The sequence below is a fragment of the Mariniphaga sediminis genome (assembly GCF_003573545.1).
In the GTDB taxonomy this organism is placed as follows: Bacteria; Bacteroidota; Bacteroidia; order Bacteroidales; family Prolixibacteraceae; genus Mariniphaga; species Mariniphaga sediminis.
Genome location: NZ_QWET01000015.1, coordinates 19580 through 38853, shown reverse-complemented (window position 1 = coordinate 38853; position 19274 = coordinate 19580). Strand labels below are relative to the sequence as shown.

13 protein-coding genes are annotated in these 19274 nt (G+C 41.2%); 3 read left to right on the top strand and 10 right to left on the bottom strand.

Annotation, left to right across the window (positions count from 1 at the left end):
* Positions 1–12 precede the first annotated feature (12 nt).
* Positions 13–1272, top strand: coding sequence for an asparagine synthetase B (locus D1164_RS17235; protein WP_119351211.1), 1260 nt, complete (start codon positions 13–15; stop codon positions 1270–1272).
* 140 nt (positions 1273–1412) lie between these two features.
* Entirely contained in the window at positions 1413–2099 is a 687-nt protein-coding gene (locus D1164_RS17230) for a hypothetical protein (RefSeq protein WP_119351142.1), read from the top strand.
* On the opposite strand, the gene D1164_RS17225 is transcribed toward D1164_RS17230, so the two are convergent.
* From D1164_RS17225 to D1164_RS17190, 8 genes are all read right to left on the bottom strand, one after another.
* Positions 2094–3731, bottom strand: a complete 1638-nt coding sequence (locus D1164_RS17225; protein WP_172594505.1) for a C10 family peptidase — start codon at positions 3729–3731, stop codon at positions 2094–2096. The genes D1164_RS17230 and D1164_RS17225 overlap by 6 nt on opposite strands.
* A 201-nt stretch (positions 3732–3932) precedes the next feature.
* Complete coding sequence (locus D1164_RS17220) at positions 3933–5630, bottom strand: hypothetical protein (protein WP_147372217.1); 1698 nt, start codon at positions 5628–5630, stop codon at positions 3933–3935.
* Positions 5631–5683: 53 nt separating this feature from the next.
* On the bottom strand, positions 5684–6631 hold the full coding sequence (locus D1164_RS17215; protein ID WP_147372216.1) for a hypothetical protein: 948 nt from the start codon (positions 6629–6631) through the stop codon (positions 5684–5686).
* Between the two features lie 12 nt (positions 6632–6643).
* A complete protein-coding gene (locus D1164_RS17210) occupies positions 6644–8089 on the bottom strand; it encodes a RagB/SusD family nutrient uptake outer membrane protein (protein ID WP_172594504.1) in 1446 nt (481 codons plus the stop codon).
* Between the two features lie 15 nt (positions 8090–8104).
* Positions 8105–11128 (bottom strand): SusC/RagA family TonB-linked outer membrane protein, encoded by a 3024-nt coding sequence (locus D1164_RS17205; RefSeq protein WP_119351137.1) that lies wholly within the window; start codon positions 11126–11128, stop codon positions 8105–8107.
* Between the two features lie 649 nt (positions 11129–11777).
* Positions 11778–12509, bottom strand: a complete 732-nt coding sequence (locus D1164_RS17200) for a YjjG family noncanonical pyrimidine nucleotidase (protein WP_119351136.1) — start codon at positions 12507–12509, stop codon at positions 11778–11780.
* The gene (rsmI, locus tag D1164_RS17195; protein ID WP_119351135.1) at positions 12506–13201 is read right to left on the bottom strand and encodes a 16S rRNA (cytidine(1402)-2'-O)-methyltransferase; all 696 of its coding nucleotides are present in this window, start codon (positions 13199–13201) and stop codon (positions 12506–12508) included. The genes D1164_RS17200 and rsmI overlap by 4 nt, the downstream gene beginning before the upstream one ends.
* Entirely contained in the window at positions 13194–13952 is a 759-nt protein-coding gene (locus tag D1164_RS17190; protein ID WP_119351134.1) for a hypothetical protein, read from the bottom strand. The genes rsmI and D1164_RS17190 overlap by 8 nt, the downstream gene beginning before the upstream one ends.
* 94 nt (positions 13953–14046) lie before the next feature.
* Between D1164_RS17190 and D1164_RS17185 the strand changes: the two genes are divergently transcribed.
* Entirely contained in the window at positions 14047–16542 is a 2496-nt protein-coding gene (locus D1164_RS17185; RefSeq protein WP_206611052.1) for a bifunctional UDP-N-acetylmuramoyl-tripeptide:D-alanyl-D-alanine ligase/alanine racemase, read from the top strand.
* Here D1164_RS17185 and D1164_RS17180 read toward each other — a convergent pair whose 3' ends face one another.
* The gene (locus tag D1164_RS17180) at positions 16543–17229 is read right to left on the bottom strand and encodes a Crp/Fnr family transcriptional regulator (protein WP_119351210.1); all 687 of its coding nucleotides are present in this window, start codon (positions 17227–17229) and stop codon (positions 16543–16545) included.
* A gap of 394 nt (positions 17230–17623) precedes the next feature.
* Positions 17624–19270 carry a glucose-6-phosphate isomerase gene (gene pgi / locus D1164_RS17175; protein ID WP_119351132.1) on the bottom strand — a complete coding sequence of 549 codons (1647 nt, stop codon included), beginning with the start codon at positions 19268–19270 and terminating at the stop codon, positions 17624–17626.
* Between the last annotated feature and the right edge of the window lie 4 nt (positions 19271–19274).

Genomic DNA, 19274 nt, shown 5'->3' with positions numbered 1-19274 from the left:
AGGAAAGCAGATATGAGAAAAAAAGTAGTGTTGTTGTTCGGATTTTGGATATTCTTTATCCACGCCAGTGCTATCCAATTACTGATTCCCATGGACGATTCACAGCAAGACCACCTAAAGTCTTACGGGATTGCCTACTGGGTACTTCAACGAAATGTAGAAGTGAAGTGGCTGCTTAATTACCGGGGAGGAAGTTTCCTTATACAGCACCATCCGGAGATTGAAAGCGAATGTGTGGTTCGGGGGGTTTCCTTTGAAACAATTACCGATGTGCAGGCATCTGCCATACTGAATGAAATTGCACAGCCCGAAGCGAACCAGGATGCAGTGAGCATGAATAAAGCACCCAGAATTGCCGTATATTCCCCGCCCAACAAACAACCCTGGGACGATGCAGTAACACTGGTTCTCACTTATGCTGAAATCGAATACGATATTATTTATGACGAAGAAATCTTAAACGGAAAACTCGTTGATTACGACTGGCTACACCTGCACCATGAAGATTTTACCGGGCAGTTTGGAAAATTTTGGAGAACCCATCAACATATGCCCTGGTACCAGCAGGAAGTAGGTATCAATAAAAACATGGCTGAAGAACTGGGATTTTTGAAAGTGTCAGAAATGAAATCGTTCATTACCCGGGAAATTGACAAGTATGTGGTGAATGGCGGCTTCCTGTTTGCCATGTGTGCCGCTACAGATACCTACGACATTGCAAGAGCAGCCACCGGACTTGACATCTGCGAATCAATGTTCGACGGCGATCCGGCAATCCCTAATGCAGATGAAAAACTCGACTTTTCCAAAACCTTTGCCTTTGAGAACTTTAAACTGGAAAAAGACCCGAATGTATATGAGTTTTCCAACATAGACGCTACCAATACCCGCCATATTCCAAGGGAAAACGATTTTTTCTCCCTGTTTGAATTTTCAGCAAAATGGGATCCTATTCCCACTATGCTTTGCCAAAATCACCGCAACCTGATCAAAGGATTCATGGGGCAAACCACAGCCTTCCGAAAAGAAGTGATAAAACCCAATGTCCTGATTATGGGCGAAAATAAACCGGCCCGTGAAGCCCGATACATCCATGGCGAAAAAGGGAAAGGGTTCTGGACTTTTTATGGTGGCCATGACCCGGAAGATTACCGGCACCTCGTGGGCGATCCGCCAACCGATTTAAACCTGTACCCTAACTCCCCCGGATACCGGCTTATCCTGAATAATGTGTTGTTTCCGGCTGCTAAAAAGAAAAAGAGGGAAACATAGGCAATTTTTTTAATTGTATCTGTTGTAAAAAATATTTTTTCTAATTTTGGAGTTACCTGTGTTTATCCAAAATAAATGTTTTTTTATCCTGAAGATACCAAAAGAGAAAATATCAACTAATACAATAAAATCACAACATCATGAGAAAAATAATATTTCTAACAGCGCTCTTATTTGCAGGGCTTATCACCGAGAGCCAAAACATATATGAAAACCCGAATTCAAATTGGCCCTTTCTGCTGAAAGAGTTCAGTTCCTGCACAATTATTCACCAGGATGGCAATGTCACTAAAGCCAGTGCAAATTATAACCTCCTAAGCGAGGAGCTTCAGTTTCAAAAAAATAATAAAATAATGAGCGTAACGGAACCCGAAGATATCTCAGAGGTATCATTCGGTGAAATTACAATGATCTATCTGCAGAAAAACTTCTATATATTACTCAATAAAGAAGGGGACGCCATAAAGACCTTCAAAAAGATAAAAGGAAATATGAATGACCTTTTTGAAACAGAGGGAGCTTACGGATCATCGACCACAACTGCTGCAACTATTCAACAATCTGATGTTAACATTGGGGGAATAAACAGCATGGATATTCGCATGTTATGGGACAAACAAGACGATGGCAAAAAATTCAGGGTGAATGAAAACCACTTTTATACAACTAAAACCAGCCATGAAATAATTTCCTTAAAAAAGAGCAATTTGTACAACTCTTTTCCAGACTGGAAAAAAGAGATTAAAACATTTTTAAAAGAAAACAAAATCAATCTGAATGATGATAACCATATAAAAATACTGGCACATTATTTAAATAGTCTATAAACGATTACTGATCAGCAATTTTTGAACATAGGGTTGTTTGCTTCCCTTTTTATCTAAAACCCTGACTAAATAAATCCCTTCATTCAGGCTCCCCGGATTAATGAGTTGTCTGTTACTTTCAAGAAACCCGGAATAAATTTTCACTCCGCGAATATCAAATACATCTACGACAGCATTTAAATAACTATCGTTTTCCGTTAGGATAGTTATCGCATTATTGGTGTTACTGTAAAAGATCTTTGGGGACTTACTATCCGCACTTAGTTCTGCACTGGAAGTATACGATTTTGGCAGGATTTCAATAATGAACTCTTCACTGTAGGTATTAAAATCTGTATCAGTGACTTCAATATTGAGAATATATTCATCTTTCACCGAAGCATCAAACACATACTTTGTTTTTAATGAATCATTTTCGATATAAAAAGAAGCTTCAAGCCTACCCTTGGGGAATTTTGGCCCCCCATCCAACTGGTAGGTAAAAAAGTCCTCAGGTGAATTATCTTTTACTTCTATCGTGGCAACAAAACTTCCAACAGGTAATTCCTCAGATACCTTCCGGGCAGACAAGATGATATCTGTAGGACCAAAATACGGTTCGGAAATACCCACTACAACGTCTTGGTTCTTATTGAATTTATTATCGCCCGGATTAATATTATCAATAGAATAATATCCGTTATACTTTCCACTCCACCCCCAGTTAAAATGGAAATAGTCATTAATATCATATCCATCTATATTGAAACTATGCCCCGCGTCACCTGTTCCGGGATCGCCGGAATAAACCAGAACGTTTCCCTTGTTCAGTTCAGATTTAAGAAGTTCTTTCCATTCAGAATCACTCTCAAAGCGCTGATAATACTTCACATCATCGGTATATCCAAAATGCTCTTTTAATGCTGGAGCTACCCGGCTTGAAAGAGATCCGGAACCGTCGGGGCCAAAATCCATACTCACAGCCACTGCACAATGGTAGAGTAGACTGGCATTTTCATTATCCGAGGCACTTGCTGACATACCATCCCAGTTATAGGCCACCTCGTTATCATAATTTAAATAGATTGTTCCGTATGTATCGTGCACATAACTGTGTTTCCCCTGGGGCTTTTCAGGATATTTTGCCACACTCATTGCCTGTGCCATCGCCACACCGACACACCCTACTAAAGCATGACCTCCGGGGCCTTCCTCATCTACCGGACAAAACCGGTTCCATCCGGTATCCTGGTTCCATTCTGCACTCAATAGCGGACTTACAGAGGCAGTGGCAGATTTGGTTTGAACCATATCATCCTCCAACCATTTGTCCCAGTCTCTATTTTTTGAAAGGGTACTTTCTTTTACAGTAGAATAAATCTGGTTCTGATAAATGCTGAGCCAATATTTTATCTCCGGCGAAGTTAAAGACCTATCAACATTAAACTCCCCGGTAACTGAATATGCTAAAATCGGTTTCACCCGATCATCGGCAGCCACAAGGGCCCATCCTTCCGGTTCGTAATTAATGACATAATGAGTTAAAACCTCTTTCTCCCGCACTTCTTCAATTTCTCTAACCGTTCTATTCTCTATATTGAAACGGTGTGAGAAAAACTTTAATGAAATATCAAGTGCTCTCTGCTTCTGCACTTTTTCGCCATATGCAGAAAAAAATAAAACAAATAATATAAAAATTACCCCCAGCCTCTTCATATCTTCTCTCCTTTGCAGACCACCAAATTACAAAAAAAGTTGTTTAAGCAATAAGGGACTTCGTTTTTTTCCGAAGTCCCTTATTTTTCCAATTTACACTTCAATTTATAAGACTTACTAAAAGCAGTCTTTTAAATTTTATTTCTCATTCATTTTTATTCTTGGAATTCCGCTGTGCAGAATTTTCTTTTTATCCAAACTTCCGGATTTGAGAGCAGATGCTTCAACGCCACTTTCCATTTTTGTCCATGTTGAAGCAACAAAGATATTATTCCAACCATCAGCATCAACTCCGTAATAATAGGATCCCCACCAATATTCATCACCAGTAGACATGTTACCATCGGCATCTATCTGACAAACAAAGTGGTCATCGCCATAAACTTCAAGTGAGTTGGTAGAACCATCGCCATCTCCATAAATATCACCAATATCAATCCAGTTGTAACCATCGTCCTGTAACGGGAAATTGAAAGTTAATGTTGCAAAATCGCCGTCAAATACAGCTGTTATTGGCACGTCGGAATAATACATACCGGTCACAATAACCTGGTTTTCGTTTTCAGTATCTTCCTCTATCGTCACTTCAAATGATTCATCAAAATCAAAAGCGGGATGAGAAACTCCGAAAATAGTATAGGTCCCAATAATCATATCACGGGTATATCCATAAGAAACTAACCAATTTGCCCCCGACTCATTATCACTTTCAAACGCAGCATTTGGATTTTCATACATATCTACAACTACACCTTCGGCAATACTTACAGAAACCCAGTCACCATAACTGGCAGCTTCAGTCAGAGCAATTACCAAAGTACTGTCATTTGTAATTGAAAGGTTACCGGATGGTATTTCCAAAATAACCTGTTTACCTTCTTTCCAGAATACAACCGTTACGTCCCCATCTTCATATACAGGATCCCCTTCATCATCTGTAGCAAATGAAACTGCATAGGGGAATTTATACATGATATCAAACTGGTTATCAGAAACAGCAGACCCTGCTTCAGGCATAAAGCTTTCAACACTCATTTCAAATGGCACATGCTGAACTCTCCAGTACAATCCTGTCAATTCAGCCTCAACAACACCACTTGTTTGTGCTTCCACTTTGTTTGGTGTACCGGCAAGAAAATCGGTTACGGCTCCTTCTTCCCATGACAAAAATACCCATTCACCATTGTGGGGCACTTTACTTTGATAAACAGTAACAAGATTACCATCTACCGTAATAGTATCAGCATCCACTACATGTTCTTCGTCATCAAAATAATAGGAAAATTTGAATACCGGAGCTTCTCCCAATTGTACCGGCTCAGAAAATTTAAGTTCCACAGAGAAAGAATTTTCCTGTTCTGCGTCAGGTGATTTTGAAGGAGTTGTACTCACTAAGTAAGGAGCATAACTATCATCTGTCTGAACCTTTAATTCCTTGACAGCACTGTACACACCGTCACCATTGGAAGCAACTGCAAAAACCATGTACGGCATATTCTGAGTCAAATCGGTTTTAAAAGTGTGTTGAACCGCTTGTGCACTTTCTACCCCAACAAGTGTATCTCCAAGGCCATCAATGTTACCAATAAGTAGCAACTCTCCATCTATGTCTGCTGCCGTTAAGGTAGTATCATCGGTTATCACGATAGAGACATAACCGGCAACATTCGTATTCACACTAACTGTAACAGCAGAGTCCTGGACTGCAACAAGGCTAAGTGTCGCTTCCGGAGCACTTGCCAGGTCAGCGCTTTCGTACTCATCCCACTTTTCGCAGCCCATAATTAACAGGCCAAGGAAGAGAACTGTAGTTATTTTTATAATTATATTTTTCATTATCATACTTTTATAAGTTTAACAATCTGAATATTATCATAATTGTTTCTATTTTACTCTGCTCTGGTTAAAATACATGTTGGACTATTGGGCTCTGCATCCTCATTCCATGCCCACTGAATTCCAAGTCCTTCATTATTCCCTTCTGTAATCATAAAAGTAAACTGTTGAGAGAAGGTAATAACAACGCCGCCATCAGTAGTGATAGTTCCAATTAATGCATCTGCTTCGTCTGCTTCGCCGTTATCGTCTAACCATACAGTAAAGCTGGTTGGACCATAATTCCAATCATCCCACTCCTGTCCTGATTTAATACTTATTGAGGAAAAGTCATCACTCACTGTTCCTAACAAATAATAATCGAAATCATCTTCACTTGTCGGGGGATCAATCGGAGCACCTAACCCAACCCCTGATAATCCATAAATTTTAACAATTTTTGTTTCCCCTTCAAGAGCCATAATATTAACCGGATAACTTAAATCTCCATTAGCCGTTGCCGTAACTTTTGCATTATAACTACCCAGCATCCAGCCTAGTGGATGGTCATCATCGTTTACGGTTAGTGCTAACGTATTCTCTGCACCAAAATCATAATCCAGGCTATTGGAAACCAATTTAATGTTCACTGTTTTATTCCCTGTGAACAGGTCATTATCAATTGTTTTAATCCGGATGGTATCATATCCATAACCAGAACTCACCGACAATGTTTTCGATGCATTAAGCAGAGTAAAATCCTCGCCTTCAATAGCTGGCTTCTCGAGCCCTTCTATGTCAAATTCAAAAGTAACAGAGACAGAAGGAGCACCTTTTAATGCTGTAACCTGCACCGGGATACTTACCGTTGAATTTATCTCAGAAACGGAGGCAGTAGTAGTGGTAAATGCAATAAAGGCATCTTCCGGGCTAAACATCTCGGGATCATTAAGATCATTACAGGCAGATAATAAAATGACACCTGCAAGACTATATAAAATATACTTTATTATTGTTTTCATAATCAACCTTTCTTAATTATAATTTGGATTCTGTTGCATATTCGGATTCGCATCCGTTTCACCGAGTGGAATGGGTGCAGCCCATTTATAATCAGGAAATGGAACATTTTGGTTTACAGTACCACTGTAATCGTTCCGCACCAATTCTCTTTTCGTTCTTGCAAGGTCAAACAACTGATGCCCTTCAAAACAAAGCTCACGTCTTCTTTCATTATACACATCCTGAAGAGACACTGAAGAGACAGCAGTTAATCCTCTGTTTGTCCGAATTACACTATAATCACCGGCAGCTGATGCCCCGCTAACTACAGCCCCTTTAAGAAGAGCTTCTGCCCGAATCAGGTACATTTCAGACAAACGCAGTACCGGTATATTTTCTTCCCGGAGGTTACCGCTTTTACCTGGATATTTTAATGACCACAACGCATCGCCAAAATCGGGATGGGTGCGGAATAAATTACCCCTCACATCTCCTTCTTCGAACAAATCGAGTAAATCCTGAGAAGCGCCAACATCACCATATCCGTCCGGGGATAACATATACGCTATAACATCCCAGTTACCGTGAGCCGTATTTCCTTCAGAGCCATAAATTTCAAATATTATTTCGCCCGGTACTTTGGCCGCTTCAAGTCCAAATACGCCACCATTGTCCCAGGTTGTGTATTCTTCTGTGGTGTACATTTGAAATTCATCGTTATTGATAAGTTTTGTAGCATAATCAGCTGCATTCTGCCAGTCTTCCATATAAAGATATACCCTGGCAAGCAAGGCCTGAATGGCTGCTTTGGTTACAAACCCTTTATTGTCATTTCCGTCTGCACGAACATAATCCGATTCGATAATCGATTCCGCTTCTTTCAGGTCGTTCACAACCTGCGTGAAAACTTCCTCCACCGTATTTCTTTCGGGTAATCCGATTTCAGTTACCAAAATTACCGGAACTCCCAGGCTTGCTTTATCATGGCTGTATGGCTGAGCATATAAACGAACCAGGTCAAAATGACCAATAGCGCGAATAAACAAACATTCAGCTTTTACATTATCTATCTCCTGTTGTGTAACATCATCTTCTGAGAACTCTGCATCAATGGCATTAATCACATTATTAGCCCGGGCAATGGCATCATATGCTGTGGTCCACAGTCCCGGAGCAGTACCAGGGTTGTATCCCCACTGAAATTCAGTTCTGAATCGTCCCGATGACTTTGGGCTCAGTTTGGCATTACCACTCCTGATATCAGCAGCAACCACAAAGTTTCTTCCGTACCACGGTGTGTCGAAAAGCGGTGAATAAGCCCCCACCGTTGCCTGGTTCAACCCCTTAAAAGTAGAAAGGGTAAATTCATTTGTTTGTTGCAAAATAGGCTCTTCATTAAGAAAATCTTTATTACAAGATGAAAAAGCCACTGTAAACAGCAACAACCCTGCTATGTATAATATTTTTGTTTTCATCATTCTATTCATTTAAGGTTAAAACATTACATCAAGACCAAAAACAAATGTTTTTGTCATGGGGTAAATCCCAAATCCCATTCCATCTACACCTCTTTCCGGATCCCAGTAGTCGACATCATGGAATGTGTAAACATTATAACCACTGCCATAAACTTTCACTGCTCCCAGATTCAATTTATCAGTATATTTTTGAGGAATAGTATATGAGAGCGTCACATCTTTCAATCTCAGGTAATCGCCCCGTTGCATCCAGCGGGTATTCCTGAAGCCACTTGAATTGGTAGAGTTATTAAAAATAGGTTTTGGATTGTCCGCTACTTCACCCATTGTGGTCCAGTAATTAAGTGCGGTACTAACCTGATTGCTATCCCAGTTATACCCATCGGATGTCAGGTACCGGTTTTCTTCAATCAGTACTTCATTTCCTATTTTATATTCCACGGCTACATTCAAAGCCAATCCTTTCCAGGTAACCATTGAAGAAAGACCTCCATACCAGTCGGGTTCAGGACTTCCGGCAAAATACCTTCTGGCCTTGCCGTAATCGCTGGTCAGCTGACCGTCTTCAGTTCTCCAGAGAGCATTTCCATCTACAGGATCTACTCCTTCATAATCATATAAATAGTAGGTAAATAACCGCTCACCTACAACATAAAACAGCCTGCTACTGTAATCAGATTCAATCTGGTCATTTCCGGCCAAATCTGTTACTTCAGAAATATTCCGTGCAATATTAAAACTCAAATCCCACTTAACCGGACCGCTTAAAATATTCCCTTCCAGCTGTAATTCAATCCCCCTGTTGGAAAGCTCTCCAATGTTAGTTGTAATGCTGGTAAAACCAGTGGTTCTGGACAAAGGCTTGTCCAACAGCATATCAGAAGTTACCCTTTTATAAACATCAATATTACCGGAAAGTCTTCTGAAAATATTAAAGTCTAACCCGATATTATAAGAGGTATTTAACTCCCAGCTTAATTTTGGGTTGGCGAGGTTATCTGGTCCCAAGCCTGAAACACCATTATACTGCCTTGAACCATACACACCAAACTGGTCATAGTCTCCAATTTCATTGTTTCCGTTGATACCGTAACTAGCTCTTAGTTTCAACAAATCAATCCAAGTCAGATTATCCATAAAACTCTCTTCATGAATATTCCAGGAAGCGCCTACCGAATAAAAATTCCCCCATTTGGTATCCGCACCAAACCTGGAACTTCCATCTGCACGAAAACTTGCCTGGAGGTAATATTTACCATTATAATTATAATCTAAGATACCGAAGTAAGACAACAAGGTCCAACTTGTATTGTCATAATCGGCATCGTCATCATCAGAGGTAGCTGTGTTCAGGTAAGGCATATCCGGATCCACGCCTGGGGCCCAGGTATAGTAATACCAAAAATCATAAACGGTAGCTTCCTGTCCGGCCAATACCCTCAGGTTGTGAACATCATCAAAAACATTACTGTAATTAACTGTATTCGATGTTGTCAGCTGCCGGTACAAGGAAGTGGTAGTCTGAAGGGCCACATCTTCCGGTGCCGGTTCATAAGCTCCATCTTCTGACCAATACCTTCTCCCTTCTGCTGAAGTAAGATCGGCCGAATTGGTTGTTTTAATTTTTAATCCCTTAACCGGTTCCCATTCAAGAAAACCTGTTCCCAGAAAGCGGTATTGTTTTTCCCACTGATCATCATACGCAGCGGTAGCTCTCGGGTTGGTATAGGCATTCTCCGGGATATTAAGATTATATTTTCCATTCTCATCATAGAGTGGTGTCCAGGGCAAAATCAGCATCCCTGCAAAAAGCGGGTTAGCAAAATACAAACTCTGCATAGAAACGTCATTGCTTTCCGTATAGGCTGCATTTACTCTGGTTCCAATTGTCAGCTTATCGTTGATTGCATGATCGACATTTGTCCTGAACTGCATTTTTTCAAATGAGATTCCGTGAAAAACACCTTCAGAACTATGGTATGATCCGGAAGTAAAATATTTCGTCTTTTCACTTCCCCCGTTAGCCGATAGTTCATATTCCTGCGTCTGTCCCAACCTTGTAAATGCGTCCATCCAGTTTGTAAGAGGACGGGAAAGCAGTTCCATAGGGTAATACTTTGAATCATTGGCATTAGCTGGATTGTCAGGGTCATCTCCTGCATTCCTTACACCATCCCTGAAATAAGTAAGCAATTGTTTCGGGGACATGGTTCCGTAATTATTATCATTGGCCAATTGCGATATCCCGTATTTTGCTCTTACAGAAAACTTGGTTTTCCCGGCTTGCCCACTTTTAGTAGTCACCAGAATAACGCCATTGGCAGCTCTTGAACCGTAAATTGAGGCAGCTGCCGCATCTTTCAATACAGTAACCGATTCAATATCGTTGGGGTTCAACGTAGACAATGCATTCATTGTATTCGTAAAAAAATAGTCCTGGGATCCATCTCTATCTGAATCACCCGGAAGAGCCATTGCCGGCACCCCGTCTATCACATAAAGAGGTTCGTTCCCCGCGTTGATAGAACTGGTACCACGAATACGAATCTGAGAAGCAGCCCCTGGCTGTCCGGAAGTGGCTGTAACCGTCACACCGGCAAGTTTACCGCTAAGTACTTTATCGAAACTTGAAACAGGAACATCAGCAATCTGTTCAGCGGTTACCTGAGTCACAGACCCTGTCTTTGCTTCCCTTGAAGTAGTGCCGTAAGCTACTACCATCACTTCTTCAACGCCAATCATCTCTGACTCCAATTGAACATTAATGACTGATCTTCCCTCTACAGCAACTTCTTTTCTTGTCATCCCTACGAATGAAAAGACAAGCGTCTGAGCATCTTCAGGCACCTGTAAAGAGAACTCTCCATCAATATTGGAAACTGTCCCCAATGTGGTACCCAGTACTGAAATCGATACTCCGGGTATGGGTTCACTGTCTTCCGCCGAGGTAACCTTACCGGTTATAACCCTCGTTTGGGCATTTAATGCCAGCGTTCCCATGAAAAGGAGAATCGAGAAAAAAAATACAATCTTTTTCATAGAAATAGTTTTTAAATTATAAAATTAAACAGCAAAAAACATCTCATTTACTCTTTCTTCTGTCGCCATCTCTCAGATGGTATATATTTCGTCCATTTTTCCCAAAGTGTTTACAATGACTAACGAATGTTAAAAAACGCTAACAAGCACAAATTTAAAAAAAGATCTCAATTACAAATACAACTACAATTGCCAATTAATGTACTTTTCACATTTAATTCGCAATAAAAAGCGGAAAAAGCCAGGAGGAAAGATGAAAATCTACGAAGGGTAATTGTAAAATAAGAAGAGTGAGTTCCTCCCGGCAAATTTCAGTTTATCATTTTTTTTTGATGGAAATTGTGATCGTATGGTTTCCCGGTTTAAATGCTGATTTTTCGGTTTTTTGCATAAATTTGGTTTTTAAGTTAGCAACTAAACGGCAAATTAAATAATCTAAACAAGAAAGGAATGCTCCCTTATTAACCTAACTGATTAGGTACAATTATTAATTTTTTCTCTGTTTATCCCAAGAGATATTGTTTGTTACACTAACAAATGTTAAAAAACTTTAAATGCAAATTTTAAAAAAAGAATTGAAAAAAAAAATGTTTGTTATAAAAAAATAATTTTTTAATTACACAACGCCTTTCTTTTTCTTACAGTATATTCAAAGAATTTGTGTTAAACCGGCTAATGTGTGAACACGATACATCAAATTTTTCGAATGGTTCTTTTTCAATGGCTCTTCGCAGTCTGTTTTATTTTCCGGGTTAAACCACACCGCATCCATTCCAAAATTAAGAGCTCCGGCCACGTCCGCATGCAGGTCATCTCCAATCATAAGACTGGCAACCTTTCTGGCATTGGCAGATTTTACCGCATATTCAAATATCTCTTTGTTTGGCTTCGGCGATTTGATATCTTCAGAAATAAAAACTTTGGAGAAATACCCATCCAGACCACTTGTTTTCAGTTTCTTATACTGAACCTCCCTGAATCCGTTAGTAATAACAAACATAGAGTACCCTTTCCTTTTCAGATAGTCTAACAATTCAGGCGTTCCGTCAACCAGGCATTTTTGGTTTGGCATTTCAGTGAGGTAAAATGTATTCATTTCCAGGGGGTCGATTCCTACAATCCTGAATGCTTCAAGAGTTTGCTGAAAACGAAGCCGCATCAAATCCCTTTTTATCACCTTCCCATTCCTATAATCTTCCCAAAGCAACCGGTTATTTTTCGAATATATATTAAAAAAAGAAAGAAAATCAACACCTTGCGACTCCAAACAAAATTGAGAAAAAGTTAGCTGCATAGCGCCAAGGGAATTTTCTTCAAAACTCCACAACGTATTGTCTAGGTCGAAAAAAAGATGCGTATATTTTCTCCTGTGTATATTCAACTACCTTTTTTTTTCGGCAATCCTTCCACCACTATCACTATCTCTCCCTTGGGGGGATTTTCAAAATAATATTTTTGGAGATCGTCTAATGTTCCCCGTTTGATTTCTTCAAACAGCTTTGAAAGCTCACGGCAAACACAGGCACGGCGTTCTCCGCCAAAAGTCTCACTCAGTTGCCCCAGGGTTTTCACCAATCTGAAAGGGGATTCATAAAAAATGAGAGTACGCGTTTCATCCGCTAGTTGCTGCAACCGCTTTTGACGCCCCTTCTTTTGAGGAAGAAACCCCTCAAAAACAAAACGTTCGGCAGGCAATCCGGAAACTGCCAATGCCGGGATCAATGCGGTAGCTCCGGGCAGGCATTCCACCTCTACACCACTTTCCACACAAGCCCGAACCAGCAAAAACCCGGGATCAGAAATACCCGGGGTACCGGCATCCGAAATCAGTGCAATTCGTTGCCCCTGCTGTAATCTTACGACAATACCCGAAATGGTCTTATGTTCGTTAAACTTATGATGTGGGGTAAGCTTTTTATCGATACCCAGATGGTGCAATAATTTGGATGAAACACGGGTATCCTCAGCCAGAATTAGATCAGCCTCTTTAAGTGTAGCAATGGACCGCAATGTAATGTCGTCGAGATTGCCGATGGGGGTAGGAACCAGAACCAGCTTTCCCTGCTCATTCATCTTGAAACCTGCGTTTTACAAGGTTTATAAATTTGAGGCTAGTTTCATTTTTCTTCCATTTATAATGGGCACGAAGGTAATCCACTGCCTCTTTAATATTTTGTTTAGAGTCGAGAATTTTTACCGCTTCCTGAAATTTTTCATTGTTGCCCTCGAACAGCTCCCGGATATACTGAAACCGGTCATTAATGCCAATGGCTGCCTGAATACTACTCACCCGCCGGTTCGACAACTTGAACTCCAACTTTTGGCTCCCGGATAGTAAATCATTCACCGATTTTCCTATTAAAAAGCTATCACCAAGCCGTGAATTACTTCCACTCTCAACCGTCTCTTCTTCCAGCATATCCTCATCCTCTTCTTCTAACTTCTCTATGGGTTCCTCTTTGTGCGATGAATCCTCTTCAACTACTTCCGTGATTTTCACCTCCTCTACTATCTGCATTGGAGCCTCCTCCTGCGTTTCTTCCTCGCGTTGCTTCTCCGGCAAAACATCTTCATTTTCAAACAACTTCTTCTCCGCCTCTTCTTTCAGCCTTTCTACATTTTCTATCTCTTCCCGAATGTCTTCCTGCGTCGGTTCTTCTTTTACATCAAGCAGTTGCATTAGCTGTAAAATCCCTTTGGCACGGGTGTGTACCAGCTCCACCTCCAGTGCATCGAAACGCCGGGTTGACTTCATTTCGGCAATCAACTCTTCGAGTTCGCCCATGTCCTTCAGCAAAATATTTACGAGTTTTTTATTTTCCATTCTTTGCCGGGCTATTGTTTTTTAAGTTTAATTTTGTAAAAATACTAATTTTAATTTCTTATTCATCCAACGCTACATGTTTATTAAAGGATAAATGATTTGGCTACAAAAGCACGAAATGATTGAATATACACTTTCTGAAATTGCAACCATTGTTCATGGAAAGCTGGTAGATCATACCGGTTTTTCAGACCAAAAAATAAAACAAATTGTAACCGACAGTCGCACTTTTTTTAAAGGAGAAAATGCCTTGTTTTTTGCACTAACTGGTCCACGAAACAACGGGCACAAATATATTTCCAACTTAGAAAAAAAAGGGTTAAACGCCTTTGTGGTTTCCGATGCGTCCTCTATTACTCCTGATGCAGCTTTTATTCAGGTGGAAGACACCACAAAAGCCCTGCAGCATTTGGCGGAGTATCACCGTAAAAAATTTCAGTATCCGGTGGTAGGTATTACAGGAAGTAACGGCAAAACGATTGTAAAAGAGTGGCTGCACGAACTGCTTTCAGAAGAGTTCAGGATTGTTCGCAGTCCCAAAAGCTACAATTCACAAATAGGAGTGCCGCTTTCAGTGTTACTGATGGACAACCACTTTAATCTTGGAATTTTGGAGGCTGGCATTTCAAAGTCGGAAGAGATGAAAAAGCTCGCCCCCATTATTCAACCTGAAATAGGAATTCTTACCAATATTGGGGATGCCCATCAGGAAAACTTTCAATCGAAACAGCAGAAAACAGAGGAAAAGTTGCTGTTGTTTTCAAAAGCCAAAAAGCTGGTATTTTGCGTTGACGATAAAAATACCACCCCGCTGGTCCAGGCGTTCTGCAAAAGTCATGGAGTGGAAGCAGTAAGCTGGACACGGCAAAACAACAAGGCGCTCATTCAATTTACTACGTATCAGGAAAACGGAAACACAACTCTTGAAGCCCGGATTAGTGAAAAAAAATACCATTTTAAAATCCCGTTTACCGATGCTTCATCGGTAGAAAATGCCTGTCATTGTTTTGCCACGGCCTGGATTCTGTCCGAAAATACCGAAAAAATTTTATCCCGGTTCGGGCAGCTTGCCCCGGTGGCCATGCGGTTAGAAATTAAACAAGGAATCAATAACTGTCTGCTTATTAACGACTACTACAATTCTGACCTGGCATCTCTTTCCATTGCCCTTTCGGTGCTGCATCAGCAAGCAAAAAAAGGCCACAAAAAGAAGCAGGTTATCCTTTCCGATATTCAGCAAACCGGGATTCCGGAAGACGAACTGTACCGTCAGGTTAACCATTTGTTACAACGATGGGAAATTGATAGGTTGGTGGGCATTGGTCCGAAAATCTCAGCTCACCAGGATGCCTTTTCGTTACAAAAAGCATTTTACCCCTCCACCGAAGATTTTGAACAAGAATTTCTGCGAACCCGCTTTTCCGATTCCATCATTTTAATAAAAGGGGCCCGGGCTTTTACCTTTGAAAAAATCTCTTCGCTACTGCAGCAAAAGGCACATCAAACCGTATTGGAAATCGATTTAAATGCCCTGGTACACAACCTGAATATTTTTCGTGGACTACTCCACCCTTCCACTAAAACCATGGTAATGGTGAAAGCCTTTTCTTACGGAACAGGGGATGTGGAGATTGCCAAACTTTTACAGTTCCAGAATGTGGATTACCTGGCAGTGGCCGTAGCCGACGAGGGTGTGGAACTGCGACAGGCCGGGATTCAAATACCCCTGATTGTTATGAACCCCGAAGAACACAGTTTCCAGCATATAATTGACTACCGGCTGGAACCAAACATTTACAGCATAAAACTACTGGAGGCATTTGAAGAAGCGGTGGACAGAAATGCCCTGCAACAATTTCCCATTCACCTGAAATTAGAAACCGGGATGAACCGTCTTGGCTTTAAAACAGAGGAAGAAATTGAAAGTATCCTTTCAAGTCTGGAACAAAACAACCGGCTAAAAATCGTTTCCGTCTTTTCGCATCTTGCCACTAGCGACGACCCCACATTCGATGATTTTACACACGAACAATTTCAACGGTTCGACGTACTGTCCGACAAAATAATCTCAAGGCTCCCTTACAAAATCGACCGGCACATTTTAAACTCTTCCGGCATAGAACGTTTCCCCGGGAAACAGATGGAAATGGTGCGGCTGGGAATCGGGCTTTACGGTGTTTCGGTTACCGGGCTGCCATTGCAGAATATCAGTACGTTTAAAAGCATTATTTCGCAGATAAAAAAGCTGAAACCCGGCGAGACAGTAGGTTATAGCAGAAAAGGCCAAATTGAACGCGAAACCGAAATTGCAGTGGTTCCCGTGGGCTATGCCGACGGTCTTGATCGCAAATTGGGAAATAGCAACGGGGAGGCCTATTTAAAGGGACAACGCGTACCTGTAATTGGAAACATTTGCATGGATATGCTGATGCTGGATGTAACGGATTTAAAAGCGCAGCCGGGTGATTCAGTGGAATTTTTCGGCCCACATATTTCGATTAGCGAAGTAGCTCAAAAAACAGCCACCATTCCGTATGAAGTATTGACAGGTATTTCGCAACGTGTAAAAAGGGTTTACTTACACGAATGATCATCCCAGCTTGCTGATTCTATCCAGCCGGTGAGAATCCAAAATTTTTATTTTCCGCCCGTCGATGGCAATTACCTTCTCGTTGGCAAAAGTTGAAAGGGTGCGAATGGCATTGGAAGTGGTCATATTCGAAAGGTTGGCAATGTCTTCGCGCGAAAGGTATACTTTCAGGGTGGTGCCGTCATGCTCAAAACCGTATTTATCTTTCAGCAACAGGAGCGATTCAGCCAACCGCCCGCGAATATGTTTCTGCGTCAGCGTAACGGTGCGGGCATTGGAAAAACCCAGTTCCGTGGAAAGTTTCCGGATAATCCGAAGGGAAAAATGATTGTTTTGAAGCGCCTTGTTCAATACAAAATCAGGCGAGATAGTACAAATCATTGATTCTTCAATGGTAACAGCAGAGGCAATATGATTTTCTTCAGCAAACAGGGCACGGTAACCGATAATACCCAGAGGCCTAGCCATACGGATTATTTGTTCGCGACCACCAACTCCTTCCTTAAAGATTTTTACTTTGCCGTTCACCAATATCATAAAACCCGAAGGCTTGTCTCCTTCTTTAAAAACAAACTCATTCTTTTTATAGTGAGCCAGTGAAATGTGCCTCTCTAATTCCTCTTTTTCTTCCCGGCTTAACAAATAAAAAATAGAATTCGGATTCTCAAGTATATCTTTTATTCCCATTTCTGAACTTAACATATATGCCTATAACATGTTTTACAGCATCAAAGTTAAAAATTTTGCCAAAATACCCTCCTTTTTTAACGGTTATTTTGCCCTGCTGTATCATTTAGTTACGCAATTTTGAATACCTGAACAGAAGCAGAATTCGGCTACTTTCAAAATAACAACCTTACTCCAGGATAAAAACTGTTTATTAACGCTTCGGCACAAATAAAAAATACATTTACCGGGTTTGCTCTTACATCAATAAGTTTACAGACAAAAAACAACATACTCGCACCCCTTCAAGGCCAAGATACCTCAATATTTTTCTGACTCAGCAAAACTACGTTGCTTTCTGCAAGTAGATTAAAATGGGCCGACTACCTTCTATGCAGTCGGACAGATGCACCCCCTAACGCATTTTTTTGTACGCGTTGATCAGTCCGTTGGTGGAGGCATCGTGGTCAGTTACTTTTTCATCACCCAAAAGCTCCGGAAGGATAGCATTGGCCAGTTGTTTGCCCAGCTCCACGCCCCACTGGTCGAAACTAAAAATATTCCAGATAACGCCCTGCACAAAAATTTTGTGTTCGTACATGGCAATCAACGATCCGAGGACACGTGGCGTCAGTTTTTTAACCAGGATAGAGTTCGTAGGAATATTACCCCGGAAAACCTTAAACGGCAGGAGGGCGGCAATCTCTTCATTGTTTTTCCCGGCAGCTTTCAATTCGGCTACAACCTGACTTTCAGTTTTTCCCACCATCATGGCTTCGGTTTGGGCAAAAAAGTTAGCCAACAGTTTTGGATGATGATCCCCTAACTGATTATGATTAATAGCTGCAGCAATAAAATCGCAAGGAATCAGTTTTGTGCCCTGATGAATAAGCTGATAAAAAGCATGTTGCCCGTTGGTTCCCGGCTCACCCCAGATAACAGGACCGGTTTGATAATCCACCGGCTCTCCGCTGCGATCTACATATTTCCCGTTACTTTCCATGTTCCCCTGCTGAAAGTAGGCTGCAAACCTGTGCATGTATTGGTCGTAAGGCAGGATAGCTTCCGTTTCGGCCCCGTAAAAATTATTATACCAGATACCAAACAAAGCCAGTATAACAGGAATATTTTTATCCAAATCGGTATGGCGAAAGTGATTGTCCATAGCATGGGCGCCTTCCAGCAACTCCACGTAATTATCAAAGCCAATACCACAGGCAATAGAAAGCCCGATGGCCGACCACAGGGAGTAACGTCCGCCAACCCAATCCCAAAAACGGAACATATTTTTTGTATCGATGCCGAATGCAGCCACCTCCTTTTCGTTGGTGGAAACCGCCACAAAATGATTTTTTATGAAGCCTTCGTCGCGGGCTGTTTTCAAAAACCAGTCGCGGGCTGTATTAGCATTGGTCATGGTTTCCTGTGTGGTAAACGTTTTTGAAGCCACAACAAAAAGGGTTGTTTCAGGAGTGACCTGTTTCAAAGTTTCGGCCATGTGGGTTCCGTCCACATTCGACACAAAATGGAGGTTGAGGTGGTTTTTATAAGGTTTCAGCGCCTCGGTCACCATCAGCGGGCCCAGGTCTGAACCGCCAATACCAATGTTCACAATGTCGATAATCTCTTTGCCGGAATAACCTTTCCATTCGCCCGAAATAACCTTCTCCGAAAAATCCTTCATTTGGGCGAGTACCGCATTCACTTCGGGCATTACATCGTTGCCGTCAACCAAAATAGCCGAATTACTCCGGTTACGCAAAGCAGTGTGTAAAACAGCCCGGTTTTCGGTAGCATTGATTTTTTCGCCGGAAAACATACTTTCGATAGCATCCTGCAACTTGCATTCACCGGCCAGCTCCACCAGCAGGCTCCGAACAGAATCGTCTACCCGGTTCTTGGAAAAATCGACCAGAATATCTTCAAACTTCACAGAATACTTTTCAAAACGATCAGCATCTTTTTGAAAAAGTTCTTTTATATGTGTCTCACTGAAAGCAGCATAATACGTTTCCAGTTTTTTCCAGGCGGCGGTTGTTGTTGGATTTATCTTCGGCAACATATTT

Bases quoted from the DNA above. Each gene is read 5' to 3' on its own strand.
- D1164_RS17205 (WP_119351137.1), bottom strand. From the start codon at position 11,128: ATGAAAAAGATTGTATTTTTTTTCTCGATTCTCCTTTTCATGGGAACG.
- D1164_RS17215 (WP_147372216.1), bottom strand. From the start codon at position 6,631: ATGAAAACAATAATAAAGTATATTTTATATAGTCTTGCAGGTGTCATT.
- D1164_RS17220 (WP_147372217.1), bottom strand. From the start codon at position 5,630: ATGAAAAATATAATTATAAAAATAACTACAGTTCTCTTCCTTGGCCTG.
- pgi (WP_119351132.1), bottom strand. From the start codon at position 19,270: ATGTTGCCGAAGATAAATCCAACAACAACCGCCGCCTGGAAAAAACTG.
- D1164_RS17180 (WP_119351210.1), bottom strand. From the start codon at position 17,229: ATGGGAATAAAAGATATACTTGAGAATCCGAATTCTATTTTTTATTTG.
- rsmI (WP_119351135.1), bottom strand. From the start codon at position 13,201: ATGAATGAGCAGGGAAAGCTGGTTCTGGTTCCTACCCCCATCGGCAAT.
- D1164_RS17235 (WP_119351211.1), top strand. From the start codon at position 13: ATGAGAAAAAAAGTAGTGTTGTTGTTCGGATTTTGGATATTCTTTATC.
- D1164_RS17230 (WP_119351142.1), top strand. From the start codon at position 1,413: ATGAGAAAAATAATATTTCTAACAGCGCTCTTATTTGCAGGGCTTATC.
- D1164_RS17185 (WP_206611052.1), top strand. From the start codon at position 14,047: ATGATTTGGCTACAAAAGCACGAAATGATTGAATATACACTTTCTGAA.
- D1164_RS17210 (WP_172594504.1), bottom strand. From the start codon at position 8,089: ATGATGAAAACAAAAATATTATACATAGCAGGGTTGTTGCTGTTTACA.
- D1164_RS17190 (WP_119351134.1), bottom strand. From the start codon at position 13,952: ATGGAAAATAAAAAACTCGTAAATATTTTGCTGAAGGACATGGGCGAA.